Origin of the sequence: Campylobacter ureolyticus, from assembly GCF_027277485.1 — a bacterium.
Taxonomy (GTDB): Bacteria; Campylobacterota; Campylobacteria; order Campylobacterales; family Campylobacteraceae; genus Campylobacter_B; species Campylobacter_B ureolyticus_B.
Map to the genome: position 1 here is coordinate 1 of NZ_JAPXGQ010000015.1, position 22,342 is coordinate 22,342.

The following is a 22,342-nucleotide window of genomic DNA, read 5'->3' on the forward strand; positions in this document are numbered from 1 at the left end:
ACCATAAATTATACCTTTAACTAAAAAGTGTTTACCTAAAGTATTTATATCTCTTCCTGAGTTATGAAATAAATTTATAGTGTTATTTATAGCATCGCCTTCATTTGAGTAGCCACCATAAACATCACCAACTATATTTGATGAAGTTATATCTATAGTGTTTTTGTTAGCATCGTATTTGGCAGAGCCACCTGCTACAGAAGAGCCAACACTTGAAATTTTCAATGAGACTTTGTTTTCGTTAGCATTTTTATTTTCTGAGCTACCACCATAAATCTTGCCACCTATATTTGATGAAGTTATGTTGATTGTGTTATTATTGGCGTTGCCTGATGAAATTGCACCCCAAATTTCATTCTTGGAAAAACCACCATAACTATCTCCATTTATACTTGATGAAGTTATTGAAACGGTATTGTTGGTTGCATTATTTGCTGATGCTCCTCCGGCAACCGCAAAATCTATAGGGGAATTATCATATTTAGATACTTTTGATGAGATTATTTCTACTTCATTTTTATTGGCATCATTGTTATGGCCAAAAAGCCATGAATCCCCGCCGAAAATCATACCTTTTACTTCTGATGAAGTAATTTTTACTCTATTTTTTTCAGTGCCTAATTGTATTTTATCAGGGTCTCCGTATGATTCTCCGCCGGAGAGCATAGTGTTTATTATTTTTGAATTATCTATTATTACTTCATTATTTTTGGCTTTTCCTTGTGCTATTCCACCTGTTATTTTAAAATCAGGATTTGCGTTATCAGGTATTAATTTTGATGAATATATATTTATGGTATTATTTGAGCTATTTCCTTTGTTTTCATCGGTCGATCTTCCACCTACTATATATAATTTATTTATATTTGTTTGTATAGAATCAATATTTACCTTATTAAAATTTGTATTTCCTTTCCAACTATCTGCTCCAAATATACGAATGTCCCTTGTTATTTTCTCCGGCATTTTTGTAATATTTATATTATTATATGAAGCATCACTATTTTCAGACATTCCGCCGATTAGATTTACTACATAGTTATCAGAACTTGTGGCAATATCGGATAATTCTACATTTAGAGTATAGCCGTTTATTTCATCATTTTCATTTGCACCTGCAGCATAGACAACATTTTCTTTTCTGCTTACCTTATCAAGAGTTATTTCTTTAGTTGACAAATTTCCTACATTTAGCTTATGATTATATGTTGTAAACATAAATGGTGGATCAATCACTGTAAAATCACTCTCTGATCCAAAAGCAGCATTATTAAAAAGTGCCATAGCTAAAATAAAACTAATAGGTATAAATCTTTTTTTAGAACTTAAATTAAAATTTTTCATACTTTCTTCCCCCACCCATATAAAGTCAGCTTATTATATATATTTTATTCTTTAAAATGCATAATATTATGTATAATAAATATAGTATTACTCAATTTTATTTAAAAATATTCAAAATTTATTTTAATGTCAATTATTTATGTTTAATAGGTGGTAAAAAAAGTTAATTTTAAATTAATATAAGCATTTGAATTTTTAAAAGCCTAGGTAAAACCCAAGCTTTTAAACTGATAATTTAAAACCTCGCTCCAATTGTAAACTCAAAGCTATTTGTGCTATCATAGTCTTCTTTATTAAGCGGTTTTACCCAGAAAAGTTGTAGTGGTCCAACAGGTGTTCTCCACTCGATTCCAGCTCCAGCACTATATCTTTTTGACTCACTCCAGCTATCATCACCTATCATTCCATAGTCAAAAAATGTTACAAAACGCATATTTATACGATCAATTAAAGGCATACTTAACTCAAATGAGTTATTAAAGCTTTGCTTTCCACCTGTTTCTATGTAGTTACAATGCGTATTGTCAAGACAAATTTTCCTTTTTGGAATACTTCTTCCATCATATCCTCTAACAGATCTCATTCCACCTAAAAATAGCTTTTTATTAACTGGTAGGTTTTTATCATTAAAGAAATATCCAGCACCTGCTTTATATCTAAATATCAAATCCCAATCGATATAATCTTTCATTCCAAAATACCAATTAAAATTTGCATTTCCTTTTAGATACTCTATATCTCCACCAAGTCCTGAATAATCAAGCGAAGCACTAGCTATAATACCACTTCTTGGCAAGTAGTAATCATCTGTATTATTAAATACAATTGATGGAATAAGTGAGCTTTTTAGATTATTTCCATTTTGATAACCAGCTTTTTCATAATAAGCATTTAAACCATTTATTTTTGATTTTTCAATTTCATAAGTTAAATAAGCACTTGTATATCTTCCAAGCTTTCTACCAATTGTAGCACTTGCTCCATAAGCTTTTTCTTTATAGTCATTCCAGTCCCAATCTCTTGCGTAAATTTGACCACTTAGGCTATATTCTGAGTTATAAATTCTAGGATTTGTAAAGCCAATTGCTCCACTTAGTTGATCATCGCTTTTTTCAGCACTTACATAGCCGCTTATCCCGCTGCCAAATATATTTTTTTCAGAAACTGATGCACTTAGTAAAAGACCATCTCCACTTCCGTATCCAATACCACCTGTTATGCTTCCAGTAGGAGCTTCTTTAACATCTATATTTAAATCTATTTCGTTATCATTTACAACATTTTCAGTTATTTCAACATCATCAAAATATCCAGTTCTTCTAAGTGAATTTTTAGAATCGACCAAATCAGTTCTATTGTAAAGTTCACCCTCTGTTAAATACATCTCTCTTCTTACAACTGAATCAGCAGTTTTTTCATTACCTGAAATTGTTACATTTCTTACATAAATTTGAGAGTGAGGTTTGATTATATAGTTTATTTTAACGGTATTATTTTCATTATCAGGTTTTAAATCAGGATTAATCTCAACATACGCATATCCCTTATCTGCAACTATATTTTCAAGTTTTGTAATATCTCTTCTTATCCAATCAGCATTAAATCTCTTACCACTTCTTAATTTTAAATCTTTAATAATTTTTTTTGTATCAAGCTCTAAGTATTCTGGTGCTTCAATTGAAATTTCACTAACTCTAAATCTTTCCCCCTCTGTTATATAATAAGTAAGATCAGCAGTATAGTTGCTCATATATGTATTTACAAAAGGAGCTGAAACAGTAGCGTTTAAATAGCCTCTTTTCATATATTCGTTTTGTATTCTAGCTGGATCGTTTGGAAGATCTGCGGTTTTTAATTTGCCATCATCAAAACCCCACATCCATCCAAGCAACTCTCTTTGCTTGTTTGCAATTGCGGGTCTTATATCTGAGTACTTAAGCTTTTTAGCACCTACTAAATTTACATTTTTTATTATGATGTTTTCACCTCTATTTACAATAACCGTTAAATGAAGCGAGCTTTTATCTTCATCTAAAAATTTCTCTTCAGTCTCAACTACGGTATCAAAATAGCCCTTTACTTCATAAAACTGTTTTACTCTTTCTTTTACTTGATTTAAGGCAACCTTATCATATGCTTGACCAAGTTTTAAGCCAATTATTTGCTCCATTGCAGTTCTATCATTTGTTACAACTCCTTCAATATCAAGTTTTGAAATAATAGGCTTTTCTTTTACATGAATGGTCAAATTTCCGTTTTTTTCAGTAATGTAAATATCATCAAAATAGCCTTGATTAAAAAGATTTGTAATGGCTTTATTTGTATTATAGCCAGTAATAGTGTCTCCTATTTTAAGGCCTGATATATTTTGTGCAACCAATGGTGAAATTTGTTTTAAACCCTCAAAATTTACAGACTTTATAGCTGTTGCACCAAAAGCCAAATTTGCCAAAAATAATGCTAGATATGTAGTTTTTTTCATTTGCTAACCTAAAAATAAATATTTTGGCGGTATAATAGCATAATTAAAATAAAATTTTAGTGAAAATAAGGAAATTTATGAAAATTGGTATTATTGGTCTAGGATTAATAGGAGGCTCGGTTGGACTTTGTCTAAAGGATATGAAATTAATAGATAGGGTTTATGGAAATGATATAAGCAAAGAAAATGAGAGTCTCGCTCTAGATTTAGGACTTGTTGATGAGATAATAACTTTTGATCAAATGAAGGAGATTTGTGATGTTGTATTTTTAGCAATTCCAGTTGAGGCAATAGTTAAAACCTTACAAAATTTAAAAGATATTAAAAATACCACAACGATAATTGAGCTAGGAAGTACAAAAGAAAAGATAATTTCTTCTTGTCCAAAAGAAATAAGGGCAAATTTAGTGGCTGCTCATCCTATGGCTGGAACTGAAAATTCAGGTCCAAAAGCTGCATTCAAAACACTTTTACAAAAAGCTGTTGTGGTTATTTGTAATGATGATGATACGGCAAATTTACATGCAAAAAGAGCTATTGAAATTTTTTCTTACGCTGGCATGAAGATAGTTTTTATGGATGCTAAAAAGCATGATCATCATGTTGCTTTGATTTCGCATTTGCCACATGTTATAAGCTATTCGTTGGTAAATAGTGTTTTAAAAGAAGAAAATAAAAGAAATATCATAAATTTAGCTGGAGGAAGCTTTTCAGATGTTAGTCGTATCGCAAAATCTTCACCTGAAATGTGGAGTGATATTTTTAAACAAAATAAAGAAAATGTTTTAAATTCTATAAATTCTTTTAAAAAAGAACTTGATTTTTGTCAAAAATTAATAGAAGATGAAAAATGGCAAGAGCTTACAAGATGGCTATACGAGGCAAGAATTATAAGAGATTTCTTATAAATTAAAATTGAAATTTACCGTAAGTTTATCAGCCCAAAGTAAAATTATGTAAGAGTTATAGAAATAATATAAATTTAAGGTGAGAGTTTGAGAAGAAGAAATTCAAGAGAAAGTGGTGGCTTTTTTGGAGCATTTTTTTTAGTAATTTTATTAGTAGTGTTAGGAATATCATATTTTGTTTATTCATCTGATATGTTTGAAAGAAATGCGCCGAAAGTTAGTTTAGGAGATAAAATTAATTGGAATTTGAAAACTCCAATTAATGTAAACATAACAGATGATACAGGCATAAAATCACTTAAAATTTCATTAAGTGATGGCAAACAAGTTGTGAATTTGATAGATGAGACATTCGAGCTTATTCAAAAAGAATTAAATTTAGCTATAAATTTGCCAAAAGGAACATTGCTTGATAGAAATGGAAATTTTAAATTAAATATTGAAGTAAAAGATGTAAGCAAATGGAGATTTGGAAACAAATTAAACAAAGAAATAGATGTTTTAGTAGATACAAAGCGACCAGATGTTTATATTTTAAATCAATCTTATAAAATTACAAAAGGCGGTTCTGCCGCAGTTGTTTTTAAAGCTAGTGATGATAATTTAAATGAAGTTTATATTCAAACTAATTTTGACAAGAAATTTGAAACAGTACCATTCTATAAAGATGGATATTTTGTATCAATTATAGCTTGGCCTGTTAACCAAAAAAATTTTACTGCTTATGCTGTTGCAACGGATAAAGCAGGAAATGAAAGTAGGGTAAGAATTAGATATTATTTGCAAGATAAAACTTATAAAACTTCTAAAATTTCACTAACTGATGAGTTTATAAACGGCAAGATAAGTGAGCTAGTTGAAATTTATGCAAAAGATCCAAGTATTTACGAAGGTATTGAGAAATTTAAATTTGTGAATGAAACTTTAAGAAATGCAAATGAAGAGTTGATTTATTCAAAAACTGATAAAATTTTAGAAGAAAAAGTGGATGATTTTTTTATAAAACCATTTTATCCTCTTAAAAATGGTGCCGCAGTTGCAAGCTTTGGTGATCATAGGTTTTATGTAAAAGATAATAAAGATGTAAGCCAATCATGGCATTTAGGACTTGATTTAGCAAGTGTTGCAAATGCTCAAATTACAACAAGCAACCCAGCTGTTGTGGTTTTAAAAGCAGATAATGGAATTTATGGATTAAATTTAGTTTTATATCATGGGCTTGGACTTTATAGTATTTATGGGCATTGTAGTGCATCATCATTAGAGGTTGGACAAAATATAAACGAAGGAGATATTATAGCAAATACTGGAAGTTCTGGACTTGCATTTGGTGATCATTTGCACTTTGGTATGAGTGTTCAAGGAGTTGAGGTAAGACCAGAAGAGTGGATGGATAAAAAGTGGATGAGAGAAAACATTTTTCAAATTTTAGATAATGCCAAAAAACTTATTGATAATAAAAAATAAGTTTTATCATTTACTAATTTTAAGATATAATTAAACATTAAAAAATATGAGGGGTATGTTTTGAAACAAACAACTATAAAAAAAAGAATTGAAGGCGTTGGTATTGGACTTCACAAAGGTGAGCCTATAAAAATTGCCTTAGAGCCTTTAGGTGAAGACTCAGGGATTATTTTTTATAGACAAGATGTAGGTGTAAGCATAAAAGCTGAACCAGAAAGTGTTATAAATACCCAAATGGCAACTGTTATTGGTAACAGTAACGGTGTATATATTTCTACAATAGAGCACTTATTAAGTGCTATAAATAGCTATGGAATTGACAATATAAGAGTTGTTTTAGATGCAAATGAGCCACCTGTTATGGATGGAAGTTCTATTGGATTTTGTATGATGCTTGATGAGGCAGGTACAAAATCTTTGGATAAAAATAAAAATATAATGGTTATAAAAAAAGAAGTCACTGTCAAAAAAGGCGATAAATTTGTTTCTATAAAACCATCAAATAGTCCTAAATTTAACTACACTATTAAATTTAATCACCCAGCTATAGGCGAGCAAATTTATGAGTTTGAGTTTTCTAAACAAAATTATATTAAAGAAATAGCAAGAGCTAGGACTTTTGGATTTTTAAAGGATGTTCAAGCTTTAAGAGCTCAAAATTTAGCACTTGGTGGAAGTTTAGAAAATGCCGTTGTTTTAGATGATAGTGGTATTTTAAATCCTGGTGGATTAAGATTTGAAAATGAATTTGTAAGGCATAAAATTCTTGATGCAATTGGTGATTTAGCATTAATGGGAATGCCTATTCTAGGTGATTATACAGCATATGCTGGAAGTCATGAATTAAACCATCTTTTAACTTTAGAAATCTTAAGTGATGCAAAAAACTATGATATAGTAAATTTAAAAGATAAAGCTTTTGCGAAAGAATATTCAAAAGTTTTTGCATAATAAGGATACATTCATTAAACAGGTTGATATTTTAGTTCTTACATTGTGTAAACCAGCTATTGTTGCCATCTATGAAAATGATGTTTTAGTACAAGAGCTTAGTAATGAAAACCCAGCTAGTGATTTTTTAATAGAGGCAATTGATTATATTTTAAAAAATTACGATTTAAAAAGCATAGTTTATGCAAATGGACCAGGAAGTTTTATGGGCATAAAAGTTGCTTATGTTATTCTTAAAACTCTTAGTATAACTAGAAATTTACCACTTTATGCAGTAAGTGGATTTGAATTAAATGGTAATTCGCCTATTAAAGCAAATAAAAATTTAAGCTTTGTTTTAAAAGACAATGGTGAAATCATTTTAAAAAAAATAGAAGCAAAAGAATTTAAAATTCCTTCAAATTTATCCAAATTAAATAAAACAAATGATATACTTCCGAATTATATAATAGATGCAGTTTAGGTGAAAAATGAAGATAAAAGTTCCAGCAACTAGTGCGAATTTAGGTCCAGGCTTTGATGCGTTGGGACTTAGCTTAAACCTATATAATGAGGTTGAAATAACAAAGCAAAATTTGCCTTGCATTTCTATAAAGGGCGAGGGAAGTGGAAATTTAAATATTAAAAAAAATAACACTTTTGTAAATATTTTCTTAGAAATTTATGAGTCCTTAACTGCTAGGCAAGAAAATTTTAAATTTTCATTTATAAATAATATCCCATTTTCAAGAGGGCTTGGGAGCAGTTCTTCTGTAATCATTGGAGCAATTGCAGCAGCTTATGAAATGGCTGAGTTTAAAATTGCAAAAGAGGCTATTTTAAATAAAGCTTTATTTTATGAAAATCACCCTGATAATATCGCTCCTGCTACATTTGGTGGTTTTGTAACAAGCATAGTTGAGAATGGTAAAGTTTATACTCAAAAAATTTATTTAGATTCTTCTATAAAAGCTGTTGTTGTTATTCCAAATAAAGCAATGTCAACAGATAAATCAAGATCAAAATTACCAAAAAATTATTCCATGAAAGATTGTGTTTTTAATCTTTCTCATAGTGCTTTTTTAACAGCTTCATTTATAAAAAAAGATTACGAAAGCCTAAGAGTAGCAGCTAAAGATATGATGCATGAAGATCTAAGAATGAAGGCTTTACCAGAGCTTTTCGATGTTAGAAAAATTTCTTATGAAAATGGAGCTTTAATGAGCACACTATCAGGAAGTGGATCAAGTTTTTTAAATATAACATACAAAGACGATAGCAAAAATTTAGCTAAAATTTTAAAAGATAAATTTCCAGATTTTAAGATAAAAGAGCTTGATTTTGATAATGAAGGCTTTAAAATATCATAAAAAAGCAAAATAAAAGAAAAAAAAGATATAATGATGGGAAAATTTCTGCAAATTAGATCATGTGTAGTTTGCAAAAATAAATTTGAACAAAAAAAACTTTTAAGATTTAGGATAAAAAACCATAAAATTAACAAAGAAGATTTAACTGGAAGAAGTTTTTATATATGTTCTGATTGTATAAAAAAAGAAGAAAAAATTTTAAAAAAAGCAGTTTCTAAATTTGTAAGAATTTCAAGTTTAGATGAATTAAAAGGAGATTAGTTTATATGGCGGAAGTTCGCATAAGTGAGATAGCATTAGAGCTTGGTTACACCAGTAAGGAAATTATTGAAAAAGCCAATGAAATGGGGCTAAAAAAAATAAAAGCACAAAATAGTGCAGTTAGCATGGAAGAAGCAGAGGCTATATATAACTATGTTCAAACAGGTGAGTTGCCACAAAAGCTTAAGACAAAATCTAAAATACATTCAAAACCTAAAAAAGAAATTGAGATTTTAGATGATGAAGAGCCTATCAAGAAGTCAAAAAAAGAAAAAAATAATAAACCAAAAGCTGAAAAAACAGTAAAGCCTAAAAAAGAGTCAATTTCAAAAAAAATAGAAGAGCAAAAAGAAGAAGATTTTAGCTCCATAAAAACACCAGAAGAAATTAAAAATGAAGAAGCTAAAAAAGGGATAAAAGAAACAACTTTAAAAAAAGATATAAAAACAGAAATAAAAGAAGAATTAAAATCACAAGACAAAGATGATATAAAAATTACAAAATCTAAAAACTTGGAAACTCCTAAAAAAGAAATTTCAAAAGAAAAAGAATCTGAATCAAAAATTAAAAAAGTTGAGAGCTTAGCTTCTTTATCTCTAAAAAAAAGAAGAGGCTTGGTAATAGTTAAGAAAAAAGATGAGCTTAAACAAGAAGAACAAAAAGAAGTTAAAGTCAAAAAAGAGCCAACTCAAAAATTAAACATTGGACTTGATGAGATATTTTCAAATACAAGCTCAAATTTAAAAAAGAAAAAATCACCTAAAAAACAGCCTTTAAATACAAAAAAAGAAAGTACTACAAAAATAGAAATCTTAGATGATAGAGATATAAAAGATGTTGAAATAGATGATGAAAATGAGGTTGTTTTGCCTGATTTAACTCTTAGTGCTATTAATGTTGAAAACCAGCAAAAAGAGACTAGGCAGCAAAAAGTATATCGTTCAGCTCAAAATAAATTTACAAATCAAGAAACTAGAAGTATAAGCAGAGGTGCAAGAAAAAAACACAAAAAACCAGTTAAAAAAGATGAGGAAATTTCTATTAGTTCTATTGATATTCCAAAAGAAATTAGAGTTTATGAATTTGCAGATAAGCTTGGAAAACAACCTAGTGAAGTTATCTCAAAACTTTTTATGTTAGGGCTTATGGTAACTAAAAACGATTTTTTAGATGAAGATGCGTTAGAAATTTTAGCTGACGAGTTTAATGTAACTATAAATATCATTGATGAAGCTTTGGAATTTGATTATACTAAAGATTATGATGAAACAAAAGATGATGAAAAGGATCTTGTTTTAAGAGCACCTGTAGTCACTATAATGGGACATGTTGACCATGGAAAGACAAGTTTATTAGATTATATAAGAAATTCACGCGTTGCAACCGGTGAAGCTGGTGGTATAACTCAACATGTTGGTGCTTATATGGTAGAAAAAAATGGTAGAAAAATAACATTTATTGATACTCCTGGACACGAGGCTTTTACAGCAATGAGAGAAAGAGGTGCTGAGGTAACTGATGTTGTTATTATTATAGTTGCAGCAGATGATGGAGTAAAACCACAAACAAAAGAAGCTATTGCTCATGCAAAAGCAGCAAATGTTCCAATAATTATAGCTATTAATAAAATGGATAAACCAACAGCTAATCCTGATTTAGTAAAATCAGGATTGAGTGAGCTTGGAATTTTACCTCTTGATTGGGGTGGGGAGTATGAGTTTGTTCCAATTTCAGCAAAAACTGGAATGGGTATAGATGAACTTTTAGAAATAGTTTTACTTCAAGCTGATATTTTAGAGCTTAAAGCAAACCCAAAAAGAATGGCAAAAGCAACAGTTATAGAAAGTTCACTTAAAAAAGGTCTTGGAACAGTTGCAACTATTATTGTTCAAAATGGAACTTTAAATATAGGAGATAATGTTGTAGCTGGGGTATCTTATGGAAGAGTAAGAGCTATAATGGATGATAAAGGAAATCATATCAAAAAATTAAGCCCAGGAGAGTGTGGCGTTATAATAGGTCTTAGCGAAGTTCCAGAATCAGGTGAAACACTAATAGGCGTAGAAGATGAAAAAACAGCAAAAGACTATGCTAGTAAAAAACATGATTATCTTAGACAAAAAGAGCTTTCAAAATCAACAAAAGTAAGCCTAGAAGAGCTTGGTGCAAAGATAGCAGAAGGTGAGCTTAAAACTTTACCTGTGATTGTAAAAGCAGATGTTGGTGGAAGTTTAGAGGCCATAAAAGCAAGTCTTGAAAAACTTAGAAATGATGAGATTAAGGTAGACATTATTCATAGCGGAGTAGGTGGTATTACACAAAATGATATTGGTCTTGCAAGCACGAGTGAGAATTGTGTGATTCTTGGCTTTAATGTCCGACCAACTGGAGATGTAAAAGAAAGAGCTAAAGAAAGAGGCGTAGAGATAAAAACTTATAATGTAATCTATACTCTTTTAGATGATGTTAAGGCTATTTTAGGTGGGCTTATGAGTCCTATTATAAGCGAAGAAGAAATAGGTCAAGCTGAAATAAGACAAGTTATAAATGTTCCAAAAATCGGACAAATCGCAGGTTGTATGGTAACTGATGGAAACATTACAAGAGGAGCCGATATAAGAGTTATAAGAGATGGTGTAGTTAAATTTGAGGGAAAGGTAAGTTCGCTTAAACGTTTTAAAGATGATGTAAAAGAAGTAGCAAAAGGTTTTGAGTGTGGTGTTGGCATAGAAGGATATAACGATATGCAAGTGGGTGATTACATAGAAAGCTTTATAAAAAGAGAAGAACAAGCAACTATCTAAAAAGAGTAGAAATGAGTGGCGAGATAAGAAGACTAAGAACAGCAAGTGTTTTAAAACAGCTTATTCCCGAGGCTTTATCAGGGCTTTCTGACCCAGATTTACAAGGACTTTGTGTTGTCGATGTGGAGTGTAAAAAAGGAAGATATGATGCTTTTGTCTATCTTGATAAAATGGCATTTGATGAAGATGAACAAATTCTAGTTTTAAAAAAGCTTGATAAGGTGAATGGCTATTTGCAAAATTACTGCAAAGAGGCTGAAGGTTGGTTTAGAAGTCCTAAATTTCATTTTAAATTTGATGATAAACTAGAATATCAAAACCATATGGATGAGTTATTTAAAAGAGCCGCTAATAGTTTAAAAAAGGATATAAATGACTGATATAAAAGCTCTAGTGATGGAGTGTGGATTAAATCTATATGATACTGAAGTTGCAAATGAAAATGGCAAAACTATTTTTAGAGTCTATATCACAAAAAGTGGTGGTGTGAATTTGGATGATTGTGAAAAAGTAAGTAAGCTTTTATCACCTATTTTTGATGTCGAACCACCGATAAATGGTAAATACACACTTGAAGTAAGTAGCCCAGGACTTGAGAGAAAGCTTACAAAACAAGATCATTTTATAAACAGCATTGGTGACAAAGCTAAAATAACAACAATAAATAAAGAAAAATTTGAGGGTGAAATTATAGGCTTTGATAATGAAATTTTAACTCTTAAAACCGATAAAGAAAATTTAGATATAAAATTTGATGAAATTTTAAAGGCTAAAACTTTTATTGAGTGGTAGATAAACTTTAAAAATTTAAAAGATAAATTTTAAAAGATTTTGGCTTAGTTTTTACATAATTTTTCTTTAATTATTTCTTGTAAGAATTTAATTTATTTTAAAAATATTTTTATCATTAAGTAGAATAATCTTATTTGAATTCTTGAGTATTTCTAGTATTTTTTTATTAATTTATCAAATTTTATAAAACTTGATATAAATCAATTGTTTCTCATTTTATTTTTAGTATAATTACCTTTTTTTTAAAATTTATAAAGGAGGCTTTTTGAAAAAACTAATTGATAAAATTAAGCGCTCTCCATCTGCTTTTGCTACTTTGGTTCTTGTGATAAGCTTTGGTTTGGTTATCGGACATGGGCTTTTTACATTTGTCTATGCAAAAGGTTTTTCATATTTTGGACATGATTCCGAAGCCTGTAAAAACTGTCATGTTATGAATCAAGTCTATGAAAGCTGGATGAAAGGCGGGCACCAACATGTTGCAACCTGTAGTGATTGCCATGTTCCCGAAGGCTTTGTATCTAAGTGGTTATTCAAGGCTGAAAATGGTCTTCATCATGGATATGCTGTTACTTTTAAGCAAAATCCAGTGTCTTTTCAAGCCACAGATAAAGGTAAAAACATAATCCAAAATAACTGCATCGCCTGTCACAGCGAATACGCTGCACACTCAATAGATGCAACTATGAAAAAAGGTGCTCCAGGAAGCGAGCCACTATCTTGCGTATCGTGTCATAGACAAGTCGGACACGCACATAACTTTTAAAATCAACAAGGAGAAATAATGAAAAAATGGACTTTATATACGGTGGCTTTTTTTGTTGCCGTTGTTTTGGGTGCAGCTATGTTTGCACTATTTGTAGATATCGGTTCTAAATTTGAGGAGGAAAAAAGCTATCCGATGATGCTTCATAAGGTAAGTGATTTGGACCCTGATGTAAAAAAGTGGGGTAAAAATTTCCCATCACAATATGAAAGTTTTGCCGCTATGGAGAATATTGCTTACGAGACACCATACGCAGGTTCGGTTCCATATAGTAAACTAATTCGCTATCCTGCGGCTACTAAATTTTGGGATGGATATGCTTTTGCAGTTGACTATAACCGCCCAAGGCTTCATTTTTATACACAAATTGACCAGATTGAAACAAAAAGGAATGATAAAGAGTATTTAAACTCTCACGGACTTCCTAAATTTAAAGGTCAGCCAGGAGCCTGTGTAAACTGCCATACTGGGCATTTAACTGCTATTATGAAAGATGGGGATTATAACTTAACTAAAGATCCTGTTGAATCAGCTAGTAAAGATATGCCATTTTTTGATGTAAAAGGCGAAGAAGGCAAAAAAGAAAAAGCCGCATGGACAAAGATGAACTCAATTCCTTATTTTGATGTTATGAAAAAAGTAGCTGATAAACATGGCGAAGATCCATATAAAGGCTCACATTTAGGAAGTAGCTGTGCTGATTGCCATAGTCCTGATGATATGAGTTTAAGAGTAACAAGACCTGCATTTGTCAATGCTATGGTTGATAGAGGTTATGAGGCAGATGCAAAAAGTGGACTAAAAGCTAGTCGCCAAGAGATGAGAAGTTATGTTTGTATGCAGTGTCATGTGGAGTATTATTTCCAAGGTAAAGACTCAACTCTAACCTTCCCATGGGCTAAATGGGAAAAAGATAAACCATTTAAAATAGAGATGTTTGATGAGTATTATGATGAGATGTTTGAAAATGGTAAGTTTAAATTTGACTATAAGCATAAAACTACAGATGCACCAATCATTAAAATGCAACATTCAGAAGCTGAACTTAGCTCAGCTGGAATTCACGCAAGAAGTGGTGTAAGTTGTGCTGATTGTCACATGCCATATAAAAGAGAGGGCGCTCAAAAGGTTTCAAGTCATACTGTACAAAGTCCATTTGCTGACATTACAGGAAGTTGTAAGACTTGCCATATGCAAAGCGAAGATAAGTTAGTAGAGCGTATAAATTTTATACAAAATCGCCACTCTTATGAGCTTAGAAAATGTGAAAATGCACTACTTTCTCTAATCCAAGATATTGAAGTAGCAAGAGGCGAGCTTGCAAAACTTCCTGAGTTTGCAAATTTAGATGGTGACACACAAAAAGCTGAAATTTCAAAAGCTTTGGAAAAAACTTTATGGAATCAAAGACGTGCTCATATGAGATGGGACTTTGCATTTAGTGAAAACAGCTATGGTTTCCATGCACCACAAGAAGCTGCAAGGATCATCGGACAATGCCAAGAATTTGCTAGAAAAGGTCAAATAGAACTATCAAATGAACTAGCCAAATTTGGAGTAAATATAGAGCTAACTCAAACAGCAGATGAGGTGCCAGAGCCAGAACAAATCACAAGTCATAAAGGTTTAGTTGCAACTCCACCATCACAAAAACTTAAAGAACTTGATGAGAGAGTTAAAAATTTAGATTTTAATTAAAATTAAACTCTTAAATCTCAAATCCACATTGTCAAGGACTAAAGTCCGGCTTTGTGGATTTGTGAATTTTAATAGCGCCTAATTTATTTTAAACTATTTCCAAATTTCATTTTTACAATTACAAAAAAATTTTATAAATTTAGTGCTTTTGGATCGCTTCCGTAAGCATTCTCTCCCTCATCACCTTTTTTAAATATTGGTAAAAAAATAAAATAAACTAATAGCGCCAATCCTATAATTATAAATAAATCAGCCAGACTACTTTCCCCAAGAAAACCAGCAATAACAAATGAGATAAACGGGGCAAATATCATAACTAGCACAAACTGCCCACTTTTGCCAAAATCATGAACTCTTCTTACAAGTAGCGCAAGTCCTGGGATAAATACAATCAAAGCATAAATAAGGCTAAAAAATCCATATGAATCACCAAAAACTAAAAAATCAACTACCGAAATAATAACCCCAACAATAAAATTAAAAACAAAAAACCAGCCATACTCTTTTCGTCTAGCTCTACCAATAAAAATGGGAAATTCCCAAGCACCCAGATAATACTCATCAAAGTAGTTCATAAAAACTCCTAAGTAAAAAAGTTTTTAAATTTTATCAAATTTATAAAAAATTTACTAATGAAATATGAAAATACCGGTTCTATTCTAAGCTGAATTTGCTATAATCTTAAACAAAAAAGGAATTAAGATGACAATTACTTTAGAAAATGTCAATAATAATATTTTTGAAGTTATCAAAAGTTTAGTTAAACTCGATAGTAATATCGTATTAAAAAAAGATGGATATACAAAAGAATTTATAGATGATATGAATAAATGTGATGAGGAATTTAAAAGTGGAAATTTAAAAACATATGACAATTTTGATGAGATTTTAAAAGATATAGAAAATGACTAAATATAAAATTCAAGTATCATCAAAATTTAAAAATCAACTTAAAAAACTTAGCCAAAAAGATAAAAAACTAACAAAGAAAGTGGTGGATATTTTAGCAAGTGGTGAAAAATTAGATAAAAAATACCTTGATCATAAACTAAAAAATGACTTTAAAGACTATAGAGAATGCCATATAAAACCTGATTTGTTACTAGTTTATAGATATTTTGATGATAAGCTTCTTTTATATCTTTATCAAATAGGCTCGCATTCTGAAATTTTTTAAAAATTTAAGGTTGTCAAGATTTAGAAGTTTCAAAAAGGCATAAAATGAATGATGAATTTTATATGAGTTTAGCCATAAAAAAAGCTTGGCAGTATCAAATTTTAACCTATCCAAATCCAGCAGTTGGGGCATTAATACTTGATAAAAATAATCAAATTTTAAGTATAGAAGCTCACCAAAAAGCTGGGTGTAATCACGCAGAAGTAAATGCTATAAAATCAGCCCTAATTAAACTTAATCCAAATTTAAATTTCCCAAAAGATGAAAAAGAAACTTATGAATTTATCCTTAAAAATCACGCAAATTTGCTAAATGGTGCAAAAATTTATGTCACACTTGAGCCTTGCTCACATCATGGTAAAACCCCACCTTGTGCAAATTTGATAAAAGAACTTTGTTTTAGTGAAGTTATAATTTCACAAAAAGATATAAATCCCACCGCAAAAGGTGGCGCCCAAATTTTAAAAAACGCAGGAATAAAAGTAAAATTTGGAGTTTTGAAAAATGAGGGATTTTTACTTTTAGAGCCATTTTTAAGATGCCTTAATGGAAATTTCAGCTTTTTAAAACTAGGAATGAGCTTAAATGGTGTTATAAAAGGTGGAGTTATTACAAATAATGCTTCCAGGCTTTTAGTTCACAAGCTAAGAAATGTTAGTGAAATTTTAGCAATTGGTGGGAATACTGTTAGAGTTGATAGACCTATTTTAGATACTAGGCTTTTAGGAAAAAATTTTAAAAATCCTGATATTTTTATCTATTCTAAAAAAAATGAATTTGATAAAACAATTCCACTATTTAGTGTTAAAAATCGCGAAGTCATAATTAGTAATGATATAGAAAAACTAAAAAATTATAAGCTTTGTATGATTGAAGGCGGTGAGCAAATGGCTAGAAATTTGCCTAATTTTGTAACACATATACTAATATTTTTTTCAAACAAATTTATAAATTTGGATAGTATTTCTCTAAATTTAGAGCTTGAGCTACTTTTTTTAGACAAACTTGATGATAATTATTATGGTTGGTTTAAGATTAAAAGATAGTTTTTTATTTTTTACTTTTTGTAACAAATTTGTTTTTTATAACCTATAAAAATAACTTTCATGACACTTTTATGTTGCTTTTTGATATACTGAACCCAAACTAAAACTAAGGAGGTTTCTTTGGAAAATGAAGTGATAAATGAGGGCGGTGTATCACCCATAACTAAAAGAGGGCTTATAGTTATGCTGATAGCTGCAATACTCTCTTTTGCCATATATAAAATTTTGCCATACGAAGACAATGTAAATAAAGGCTTAGGTCTACTTGTTTTTATAGCAATTTTATGGCTTACTGAAGCTGTCCATATAACAGTTACTGCTTTAATGATTCCGTTGCTTGGAATTTTTATAGGCATTGGTTCTGTTAATGCGGACGGCGTGTTTAAAGCTTTGACTATCAAACAAGCTTTATCAAATTTTGCAAATCCAACTATATTTTTATTTTTTGGTGGTTTTGCACTAGCTACTGCTCTTCACATCCAAAAGCTCGATACTAAAATAGCTATGAAGCTTATATCATTATCAGGCTCAAAGCTTGGATATGCAGCAATTGCAATATGTTTAGTAACCGCAGGACTTTCTATGTGGATATCAAACACAGCAACTGCAGCTATGATGCTTCCACTTGCTATTGGTATGCTTTCAGGGCTTGATAGAGTTAAAGATAAAGGAACGATTGTTTTTGTTCTTTTGGGAATTGCATACTCAGCAAGTATTGGTGGACTTGGAACAATGGTAGGCTCACCACCAAATGCAATTGTTTCAGCTGAGCTTGGTTTAACATTTTTTGATTGGATGAAGATAGGACTTCCACTTACCATTATAATGTTACCAGTTATGCTTTTGACACTTTATTTTTTATTTAAACCTGATTTTAATAAAAAAATAGAAGTTGACGCAAGTGTGGATATTCCTTGGACAACAAATAGAATTTTAACTATTATTGTCTTTTGTACAACTGCACTTTGCTGGATATTTGCTAAGCCTTTAACACATTTAACAGGCATAGCTTTTAGTGATGGTTTGATAGCTCTTGGAGCAGCGGTTGCGGTTGTTGTTTTAGGTCTTTGTACTTGGAATGATGTAGCAAAGAACACTGAATGGGGTGTTTTAATGCTATTTGGTGGAGGATTAACTCTAAGTGCTATTTTAAAAGATTCTGGTGCTTCACTTGTTTTAGGTCAAGCAGTTGCTAATATATTTGGTGGCTCTTCACCTTTGGTTATTATATTTGTTGTTGCCATATTTATAATAATTTTAACCGAATTTACAAGCAACACCGCTTCAGCAGCGCTTTTAGTTCCTGTTTTTGCAGGAGTTGCTACTCAAATGGGTATGCCAAAAGAGATTTTAGTTACAGTTATTGGAGTTGGTGCAAGTTGTGCGTTTATGCTTCCTGTTGCAACTCCACCAAATGCTCTTGTTTTTGGAACAGGAATGTTTGGTCAAAAAGATATGATAAAAGCAGGTATTGTTTTAAATATCTTTTCGGTTGTGGTAATTGCACTTTTTGCATATTTCGTATTTTAAAAAATTTGGGCTTTTTAGCCCAAATTTACTCACTATTTATAAAAAATAATTTTAAAATTTAATATTAAGCAAATTTAAAGTTTGAAAAAGTGATAATTTTATCTTAAAGAAATAAGGAGTTTTTTTTGCAAGATAAAATATCACATATAACAAATAAAGGCTTAATTATTGTTTTAATCGCTGCGATTTTATCATTTTTACTTTATGAATTTTTGCCTTACGATTCAAATGCAAATAAAGGTTTAGCAATTTTGCTTTTTATAGCTATTTTGTGGCTTACAGAAGCTATTCATATTACAATTACTGCTTTGTTGATTCCAGTGTTAGGAGTGCTTTTAGGTATAGGTATAAGTTCTGAGAGTGGCTTTAGTCCTCTTGGTATAAAAGATATGTTGATAAATTTTGCAAACCCTACAATATTCTTATTTTTTGGTGGATTTGCTTTAGCTACGGCACTTCATATGCAAAAACTTGATGTAAAAATTGCTATGAAATTAGTCTCTTTATCTGGAGCTAAGCTTGGCTGGGCGGTTGTAATGATATGCGCAGTAACAGCCGTTTTATCTATGTGGATATCAAATACTGCAACTGCAGCTATGATGATACCTCTGGCAATTGGTATGATAAGTCATCTAGATAAAGAAAAAGATAGAGGAACAATAATTTTTGTGATGCTAGGAATTGCATATTCTGCAAGTATTGGCGGTCTTGGAACACTTGTTGGATCACCTCCAAATGCCATCGCATCGGCTGAACTTGGATATAGTTTTTTTGACTGGATGAAAGTTGGGCTTCCGCTTACTTTTATATTTTGGCCTTTAATGCTTTTTGTTTTATATATTTTATTTAAACCTGATTTTCATAGAAAAGTTGATATTGGAGCAAGTGATGATACTCCTTGGACAAGAAGTAGAATTATTACGATTGTAGTTTTTATACTAGTAGCAACTTGTTGGATATTTTCATCGGTTTTAAGCGATTTTTTTAGTGAAATTTTAGGTAGAAAACTTGTTATAAGCGATGCACTTGTTGCCCTAATTGCTGCTATTTTGGTGGTTGCTTTAGGACTTTGTAGTTGGGATGATATAGCTAAAAATACCGAATGGGGTGTTTTAATGCTATTTGGTGGCGGACTAACACTAAGTGCTATTTTAAAAGATTCTGGTGCATCATTGGTTTTAGGAAATGAAGTGGCAAATGCTCTTGGAAACGCACCTGATATTGTTATTGTTTTCATTGTTGCGCTTTTTATTAAAATTCTAACTGAATTTACTAGTAACACCGCTTCAGCCGCACTTCTAGTGCCTGTTTTTGCAGATATTTCCATGCAAATTGGCATGCCAAAAGAAGTTTTAGTTGTAGTTATTGGAGTTGGTGCAAGTTGTGCGTTTATGCTTCCTGTTGCAACTCCACCAAATGCTCTTGTTTTCGGAACAGGTATGATAAAACAAAAAGATATGATAAAAGCTGGATTTTTACTTGATGTTTTGGTAACAATTGCTATAACTTTATTTGCTTATCTCGTCTTACTTTAAAATTAAAATTTCATAAAACCTTAAAAAACCTTTTTAGTTTTTTAAGGTTATTTTATTTTTTTACTTTTTAACAATTCACCTTACTTTTAAACTAAACTCACTCATTATCAAATTTGCCACTTTTGATGAAAAAGTATCCATAAACTCATCATATTTGCTTTTTTCTTTCCAGACAGGATTTTGAACACCTGAGATTTTAACAACTTCATCTTTTACTTTTTTGTAGTTGCTAATTTCATCGATTAAGCCCAAATTTAGCGCTTCATCAGGTAAAAAAACTCTTGCATTTGCCCATATATTTTCATCATTTTTATTTAATTTTCTAGCAGTTGCAACCTCACTTACAAACAAATTATAGCTTTTATCTACTAAATCTTGAAGACTTTGCCTTTCAGATTGGCTCCAAGCCCTCATTATAGTTCCTGCTTCTTTAAACTCACCAGCTTTTACAACTTGATCTTTTATGCCAATTTTAGAGGCAAGTTCTTCGATATTATATCCTTGCATTATAACACCAATTGAGCCAATAAAACTTCCTTTATTTGCATAAATTTTATTTGCCCAAACACCGCTTAAGTAGCTTCCACTTGCCATTGTTCCACTTGCATAGGCAATTACTGGTTTTTCTTTATTTAGCTCTTTTATGGCATTTGAAATTTCAAAACTTGGTGCAAATGCACCACCTGGACTATTTATATTTAATAAAACAGCCTTTATATTTTTATCATCTTGAATGCTATAAATTTCTTTTAAAATAGCACTTTCATCCATAATTGCACCACTTAGTTTTATTTCAGCCAAATTTACTCCACTTTTTTCTATTTTTGTTCCTGAAAAGCCAACTAAAACCAATGTTATTAAAAATAAAACTATAAAAACTTTTATACCAAATTTCAAAATATCACTAAAAAATTTACCGATTTCTTTCATCATTTTATTTTTTCTCCTTTTATAAATATATTTTTTGCCTCTTTTGTATTTAAGATAAGCTGAAGTGGAATTTGCTTTTCATCGCTTACTTCAAAACCTTTAAACACCACGATATCAGCTATTTTGCCAACTTCTAGGCTTCCTAAATTTAAATTTAAAGCTTTTGCTGGATTTAGTGTTGAGGCTAGAAGTAAAAATTTAGCTAAATTTTGTAAATCAAAATCTTTATGAATTAATAAATTTGCTCTTAACTCATCAAAAAAATTTAAGCTTATATTTGAGCTAAGTCCATCTGTTGCTATACACAAATTTATATCATTTTTTAAAACCTTTTTTAAATTTAGAGATTTTTTACTCAAAAGGCGGTTTGAATAAGCACAATGGATTATTGAGTGAAGTTTTTTATCTAAAATTTCAAACTCTTTTAAATAAACACAGTGGATAAAAAGCGTTTTTATGCCTTCAAAATTTTCTACAAACTCTTTTATGCTATAAAAAGGCTTTGGGTTTTGACTAAAGTTTTTAAGCCATTTTTTAAACCCACCACTTCCATTTCTAAGCCATAAATTTTCATGATTGCTTTCTAAAAAATGTGTTGAAATTAAAATTTTATTTTTTCTAGCAAACTCACAAAGTCTTTTTGTTAAAATTGGATGAGTGGAGTAGGGTGCGTGGATAGAAGCTGCTGGGATAAAAAGATCGTTTTTAAATTTATTAGAGTTTTCAAATCTTTTTAAAAAATTATCCCAGTTTTTTTCTACAACACTTTCATTTGCTCCTAAAAGCTCATTAAAATAAACAACTCTTAAAGGTGAATCCACACACTCTTTTAAAGATGCCCCAAAACTTGAAATTTCCCCAATTGTTGTTACGCCTGAGTTAGTTAGTGAATTGATAGCATTTTTTATGATTGTACCTTTTGCTTTTTTTGATAAATCATCTCTATTTTTAACTATGCTTCCAACCCATTTTATAAAATCCCCATAAATTAAATTTGTTTTATTGGCACTAAATTCTAAATGTGTATGTGAGTTTATAAGTCCTGGCATTACAATATCATCACCAAAATCATAAGTTTTGGCATCTGGATAGAGTACTAAAAGCTCTTTAAAATTACCAGTTTTTTTGATCTTGTCATCAAATGCGATTGACTTATCTTTTAAAACAGTGAAATTCTCATCACAAATTAAAATATATTTGGCTTTTAAAATTTTCATTTTAACTCCTAAAAGCCAAATTGTAGCGAATTTTTAGTTATATTTTGATATAATTTTATCTTTAATTTTATAAACAAGGAGAAAA

The 22,342-nt window shown here is 30.4% G+C and carries 20 protein-coding genes and 1 pseudogene; 16 read left to right on the forward strand and 5 right to left on the reverse strand.

Annotated features, from left to right (window positions below; translation table 11 throughout):
• Window positions 1-1,344, reverse strand: a pseudogene (locus O6B72_RS07965) (autotransporter outer membrane beta-barrel domain-containing protein); the annotation flags it as partial.
• Between the two features lie 235 nt (window positions 1,345-1,579).
• Window positions 1,580-3,826, reverse strand: coding sequence for an outer membrane protein assembly factor BamA (bamA, locus tag O6B72_RS07970; protein ID WP_269492784.1), 2,247 nt, complete (start codon window positions 3,824-3,826; stop codon window positions 1,580-1,582).
• Between the two features lie 77 nt (window positions 3,827-3,903).
• Here bamA and O6B72_RS07975 point away from each other — a divergent pair, with 77 nt between their 5' ends.
• The 11 genes from O6B72_RS07975 (at window position 3,904) to O6B72_RS08025 (ending at window position 14,822) form a co-directional block, all read left to right on the forward strand.
• Window positions 3,904-4,734, forward strand: a complete 831-nt coding sequence (locus O6B72_RS07975) for a prephenate dehydrogenase (RefSeq protein ID WP_269492785.1) — start codon at window positions 3,904-3,906, stop codon at window positions 4,732-4,734.
• Between the two features lie 87 nt (window positions 4,735-4,821).
• A complete protein-coding gene (pgp6, locus tag O6B72_RS07980) occupies window positions 4,822-6,201 on the forward strand; it encodes a peptidoglycan metallopeptidase Pgp6 (protein WP_269492786.1) in 1,380 nt (459 codons plus the stop codon).
• Between the two features lie 60 nt (window positions 6,202-6,261).
• The gene (gene lpxC / locus O6B72_RS07985; protein ID WP_101636378.1) at window positions 6,262-7,152 is read left to right on the forward strand and encodes a UDP-3-O-acyl-N-acetylglucosamine deacetylase; all 891 of its coding nucleotides are present in this window, start codon (window positions 6,262-6,264) and stop codon (window positions 7,150-7,152) included.
• A gap of 58 nt (window positions 7,153-7,210) precedes the next feature.
• The gene (locus O6B72_RS07990; RefSeq protein ID WP_050335936.1) at window positions 7,211-7,615 is read left to right on the forward strand and encodes a glycoprotease; all 405 of its coding nucleotides are present in this window, start codon (window positions 7,211-7,213) and stop codon (window positions 7,613-7,615) included.
• A gap of 7 nt (window positions 7,616-7,622) precedes the next feature.
• Window positions 7,623-8,501 carry a homoserine kinase gene (thrB, locus tag O6B72_RS07995; protein WP_269492787.1) on the forward strand — a complete coding sequence of 293 codons (879 nt, stop codon included), beginning with the start codon at window positions 7,623-7,625 and terminating at the stop codon, window positions 8,499-8,501.
• A 33-nt stretch (window positions 8,502-8,534) separates the two neighbouring features.
• A complete protein-coding gene (locus tag O6B72_RS08000; protein ID WP_050333637.1) occupies window positions 8,535-8,762 on the forward strand; it encodes a DUF448 domain-containing protein in 228 nt (75 codons plus the stop codon).
• Window positions 8,763-8,767: 5 nt separating this feature from the next.
• Complete coding sequence (infB, locus tag O6B72_RS08005) at window positions 8,768-11,566, forward strand: translation initiation factor IF-2 (RefSeq protein WP_269492788.1); 2,799 nt, start codon at window positions 8,768-8,770, stop codon at window positions 11,564-11,566.
• Between the two features lie 11 nt (window positions 11,567-11,577).
• Window positions 11,578-11,946 carry a 30S ribosome-binding factor RbfA gene (gene rbfA, locus O6B72_RS08010; RefSeq protein WP_024962727.1) on the forward strand — a complete coding sequence of 123 codons (369 nt, stop codon included), beginning with the start codon at window positions 11,578-11,580 and terminating at the stop codon, window positions 11,944-11,946.
• A complete protein-coding gene (rimP, locus tag O6B72_RS08015; protein WP_269492789.1) occupies window positions 11,939-12,358 on the forward strand; it encodes a ribosome maturation factor RimP in 420 nt (139 codons plus the stop codon). The genes rbfA and rimP overlap by 8 nt, the downstream gene beginning before the upstream one ends.
• Before the next feature lie 265 nt (window positions 12,359-12,623).
• The gene (nrfH, locus tag O6B72_RS08020) at window positions 12,624-13,124 is read left to right on the forward strand and encodes a cytochrome c nitrite reductase small subunit (protein ID WP_018712491.1); all 501 of its coding nucleotides are present in this window, start codon (window positions 12,624-12,626) and stop codon (window positions 13,122-13,124) included.
• An 18-nt stretch (window positions 13,125-13,142) separates the two neighbouring features.
• The gene (locus O6B72_RS08025) at window positions 13,143-14,822 is read left to right on the forward strand and encodes an ammonia-forming cytochrome c nitrite reductase subunit c552 (RefSeq protein WP_269492790.1); all 1,680 of its coding nucleotides are present in this window, start codon (window positions 13,143-13,145) and stop codon (window positions 14,820-14,822) included.
• 131 nt (window positions 14,823-14,953) lie between these two features.
• Here the strand turns inward: O6B72_RS08025 and O6B72_RS08030 are convergent, their stop codons facing one another.
• Window positions 14,954-15,397, reverse strand: a complete 444-nt coding sequence (locus tag O6B72_RS08030) for a DUF805 domain-containing protein (RefSeq protein WP_258299279.1) — start codon at window positions 15,395-15,397, stop codon at window positions 14,954-14,956.
• 127 nt (window positions 15,398-15,524) lie between these two features.
• On the opposite strand from O6B72_RS08030, the gene O6B72_RS08035 reads away from it, so the two are divergent.
• The 5 genes from O6B72_RS08035 (at window position 15,525) to O6B72_RS08055 (ending at window position 20,110) form a co-directional block, all read left to right on the forward strand.
• The gene (locus tag O6B72_RS08035; protein ID WP_156847577.1) at window positions 15,525-15,734 is read left to right on the forward strand and encodes a hypothetical protein; all 210 of its coding nucleotides are present in this window, start codon (window positions 15,525-15,527) and stop codon (window positions 15,732-15,734) included.
• On the forward strand, window positions 15,727-15,999 hold the full coding sequence (locus O6B72_RS08040) for a type II toxin-antitoxin system YafQ family toxin (RefSeq protein ID WP_156847578.1): 273 nt from the start codon (window positions 15,727-15,729) through the stop codon (window positions 15,997-15,999). The genes O6B72_RS08035 and O6B72_RS08040 overlap by 8 nt, the downstream gene beginning before the upstream one ends.
• 44 nt (window positions 16,000-16,043) lie before the next feature.
• Window positions 16,044-17,045: a bifunctional diaminohydroxyphosphoribosylaminopyrimidine deaminase/5-amino-6-(5-phosphoribosylamino)uracil reductase RibD gene (ribD, locus tag O6B72_RS08045; RefSeq protein ID WP_269492791.1), complete on the forward strand. Its 1,002-nt coding sequence runs from the start codon at window positions 16,044-16,046 to the stop codon at window positions 17,043-17,045.
• Window positions 17,046-17,165: 120 nt separating this feature from the next.
• On the forward strand, window positions 17,166-18,575 hold the full coding sequence (locus O6B72_RS08050) for an SLC13 family permease (protein WP_269486782.1): 1,410 nt from the start codon (window positions 17,166-17,168) through the stop codon (window positions 18,573-18,575).
• 125 nt (window positions 18,576-18,700) lie between these two features.
• Complete coding sequence (locus O6B72_RS08055; RefSeq protein WP_269492792.1) at window positions 18,701-20,110, forward strand: SLC13 family permease; 1,410 nt, start codon at window positions 18,701-18,703, stop codon at window positions 20,108-20,110.
• 75 nt (window positions 20,111-20,185) lie between these two features.
• Here O6B72_RS08055 and sppA read toward each other — a convergent pair whose 3' ends face one another.
• Together sppA and mqnF are read right to left on the reverse strand one after the other, a co-directional pair.
• A complete protein-coding gene (gene sppA / locus O6B72_RS08060; protein ID WP_269492793.1) occupies window positions 20,186-21,043 on the reverse strand; it encodes a signal peptide peptidase SppA in 858 nt (285 codons plus the stop codon).
• Window positions 21,040-22,257 (reverse strand): aminofutalosine deaminase family hydrolase, encoded by a 1,218-nt coding sequence (gene mqnF / locus O6B72_RS08065; protein ID WP_269492794.1) that lies wholly within the window; start codon window positions 22,255-22,257, stop codon window positions 21,040-21,042. The genes sppA and mqnF overlap by 4 nt, the downstream gene beginning before the upstream one ends.
• Window positions 22,258-22,342: the final 85 nt, after the last annotated feature.

Excerpts from the sequence above, each read along its gene's own strand:
- thrB (WP_269492787.1), top strand. The coding sequence starts at position 7,623 with ATGAAGATAAAAGTTCCAGCAACTAGTGCGAATTTAGGTCCAGGCTTT.
- rimP (WP_269492789.1), top strand. The coding sequence starts at position 11,939 with ATGACTGATATAAAAGCTCTAGTGATGGAGTGTGGATTAAATCTATAT.
- infB (WP_269492788.1), top strand. The coding sequence starts at position 8,768 with ATGGCGGAAGTTCGCATAAGTGAGATAGCATTAGAGCTTGGTTACACC.
- O6B72_RS08035 (WP_156847577.1), top strand. The coding sequence starts at position 15,525 with ATGACAATTACTTTAGAAAATGTCAATAATAATATTTTTGAAGTTATC.
- bamA (WP_269492784.1), bottom strand. The coding sequence starts at position 3,826 with ATGAAAAAAACTACATATCTAGCATTATTTTTGGCAAATTTGGCTTTT.
- sppA (WP_269492793.1), bottom strand. The coding sequence starts at position 21,043 with ATGATGAAAGAAATCGGTAAATTTTTTAGTGATATTTTGAAATTTGGT.
- O6B72_RS07975 (WP_269492785.1), top strand. The coding sequence starts at position 3,904 with ATGAAAATTGGTATTATTGGTCTAGGATTAATAGGAGGCTCGGTTGGA.
- rbfA (WP_024962727.1), top strand. The coding sequence starts at position 11,578 with ATGAGTGGCGAGATAAGAAGACTAAGAACAGCAAGTGTTTTAAAACAG.
- O6B72_RS08025 (WP_269492790.1), top strand. The coding sequence starts at position 13,143 with ATGAAAAAATGGACTTTATATACGGTGGCTTTTTTTGTTGCCGTTGTT.
- mqnF (WP_269492794.1), bottom strand. The coding sequence starts at position 22,257 with ATGAAAATTTTAAAAGCCAAATATATTTTAATTTGTGATGAGAATTTC.
- O6B72_RS08000 (WP_050333637.1), top strand. The coding sequence starts at position 8,535 with ATGGGAAAATTTCTGCAAATTAGATCATGTGTAGTTTGCAAAAATAAA.
- O6B72_RS08030 (WP_258299279.1), bottom strand. The coding sequence starts at position 15,397 with ATGAACTACTTTGATGAGTATTATCTGGGTGCTTGGGAATTTCCCATT.
- ribD (WP_269492791.1), top strand. The coding sequence starts at position 16,044 with ATGAATGATGAATTTTATATGAGTTTAGCCATAAAAAAAGCTTGGCAG.
- O6B72_RS08040 (WP_156847578.1), top strand. The coding sequence starts at position 15,727 with ATGACTAAATATAAAATTCAAGTATCATCAAAATTTAAAAATCAACTT.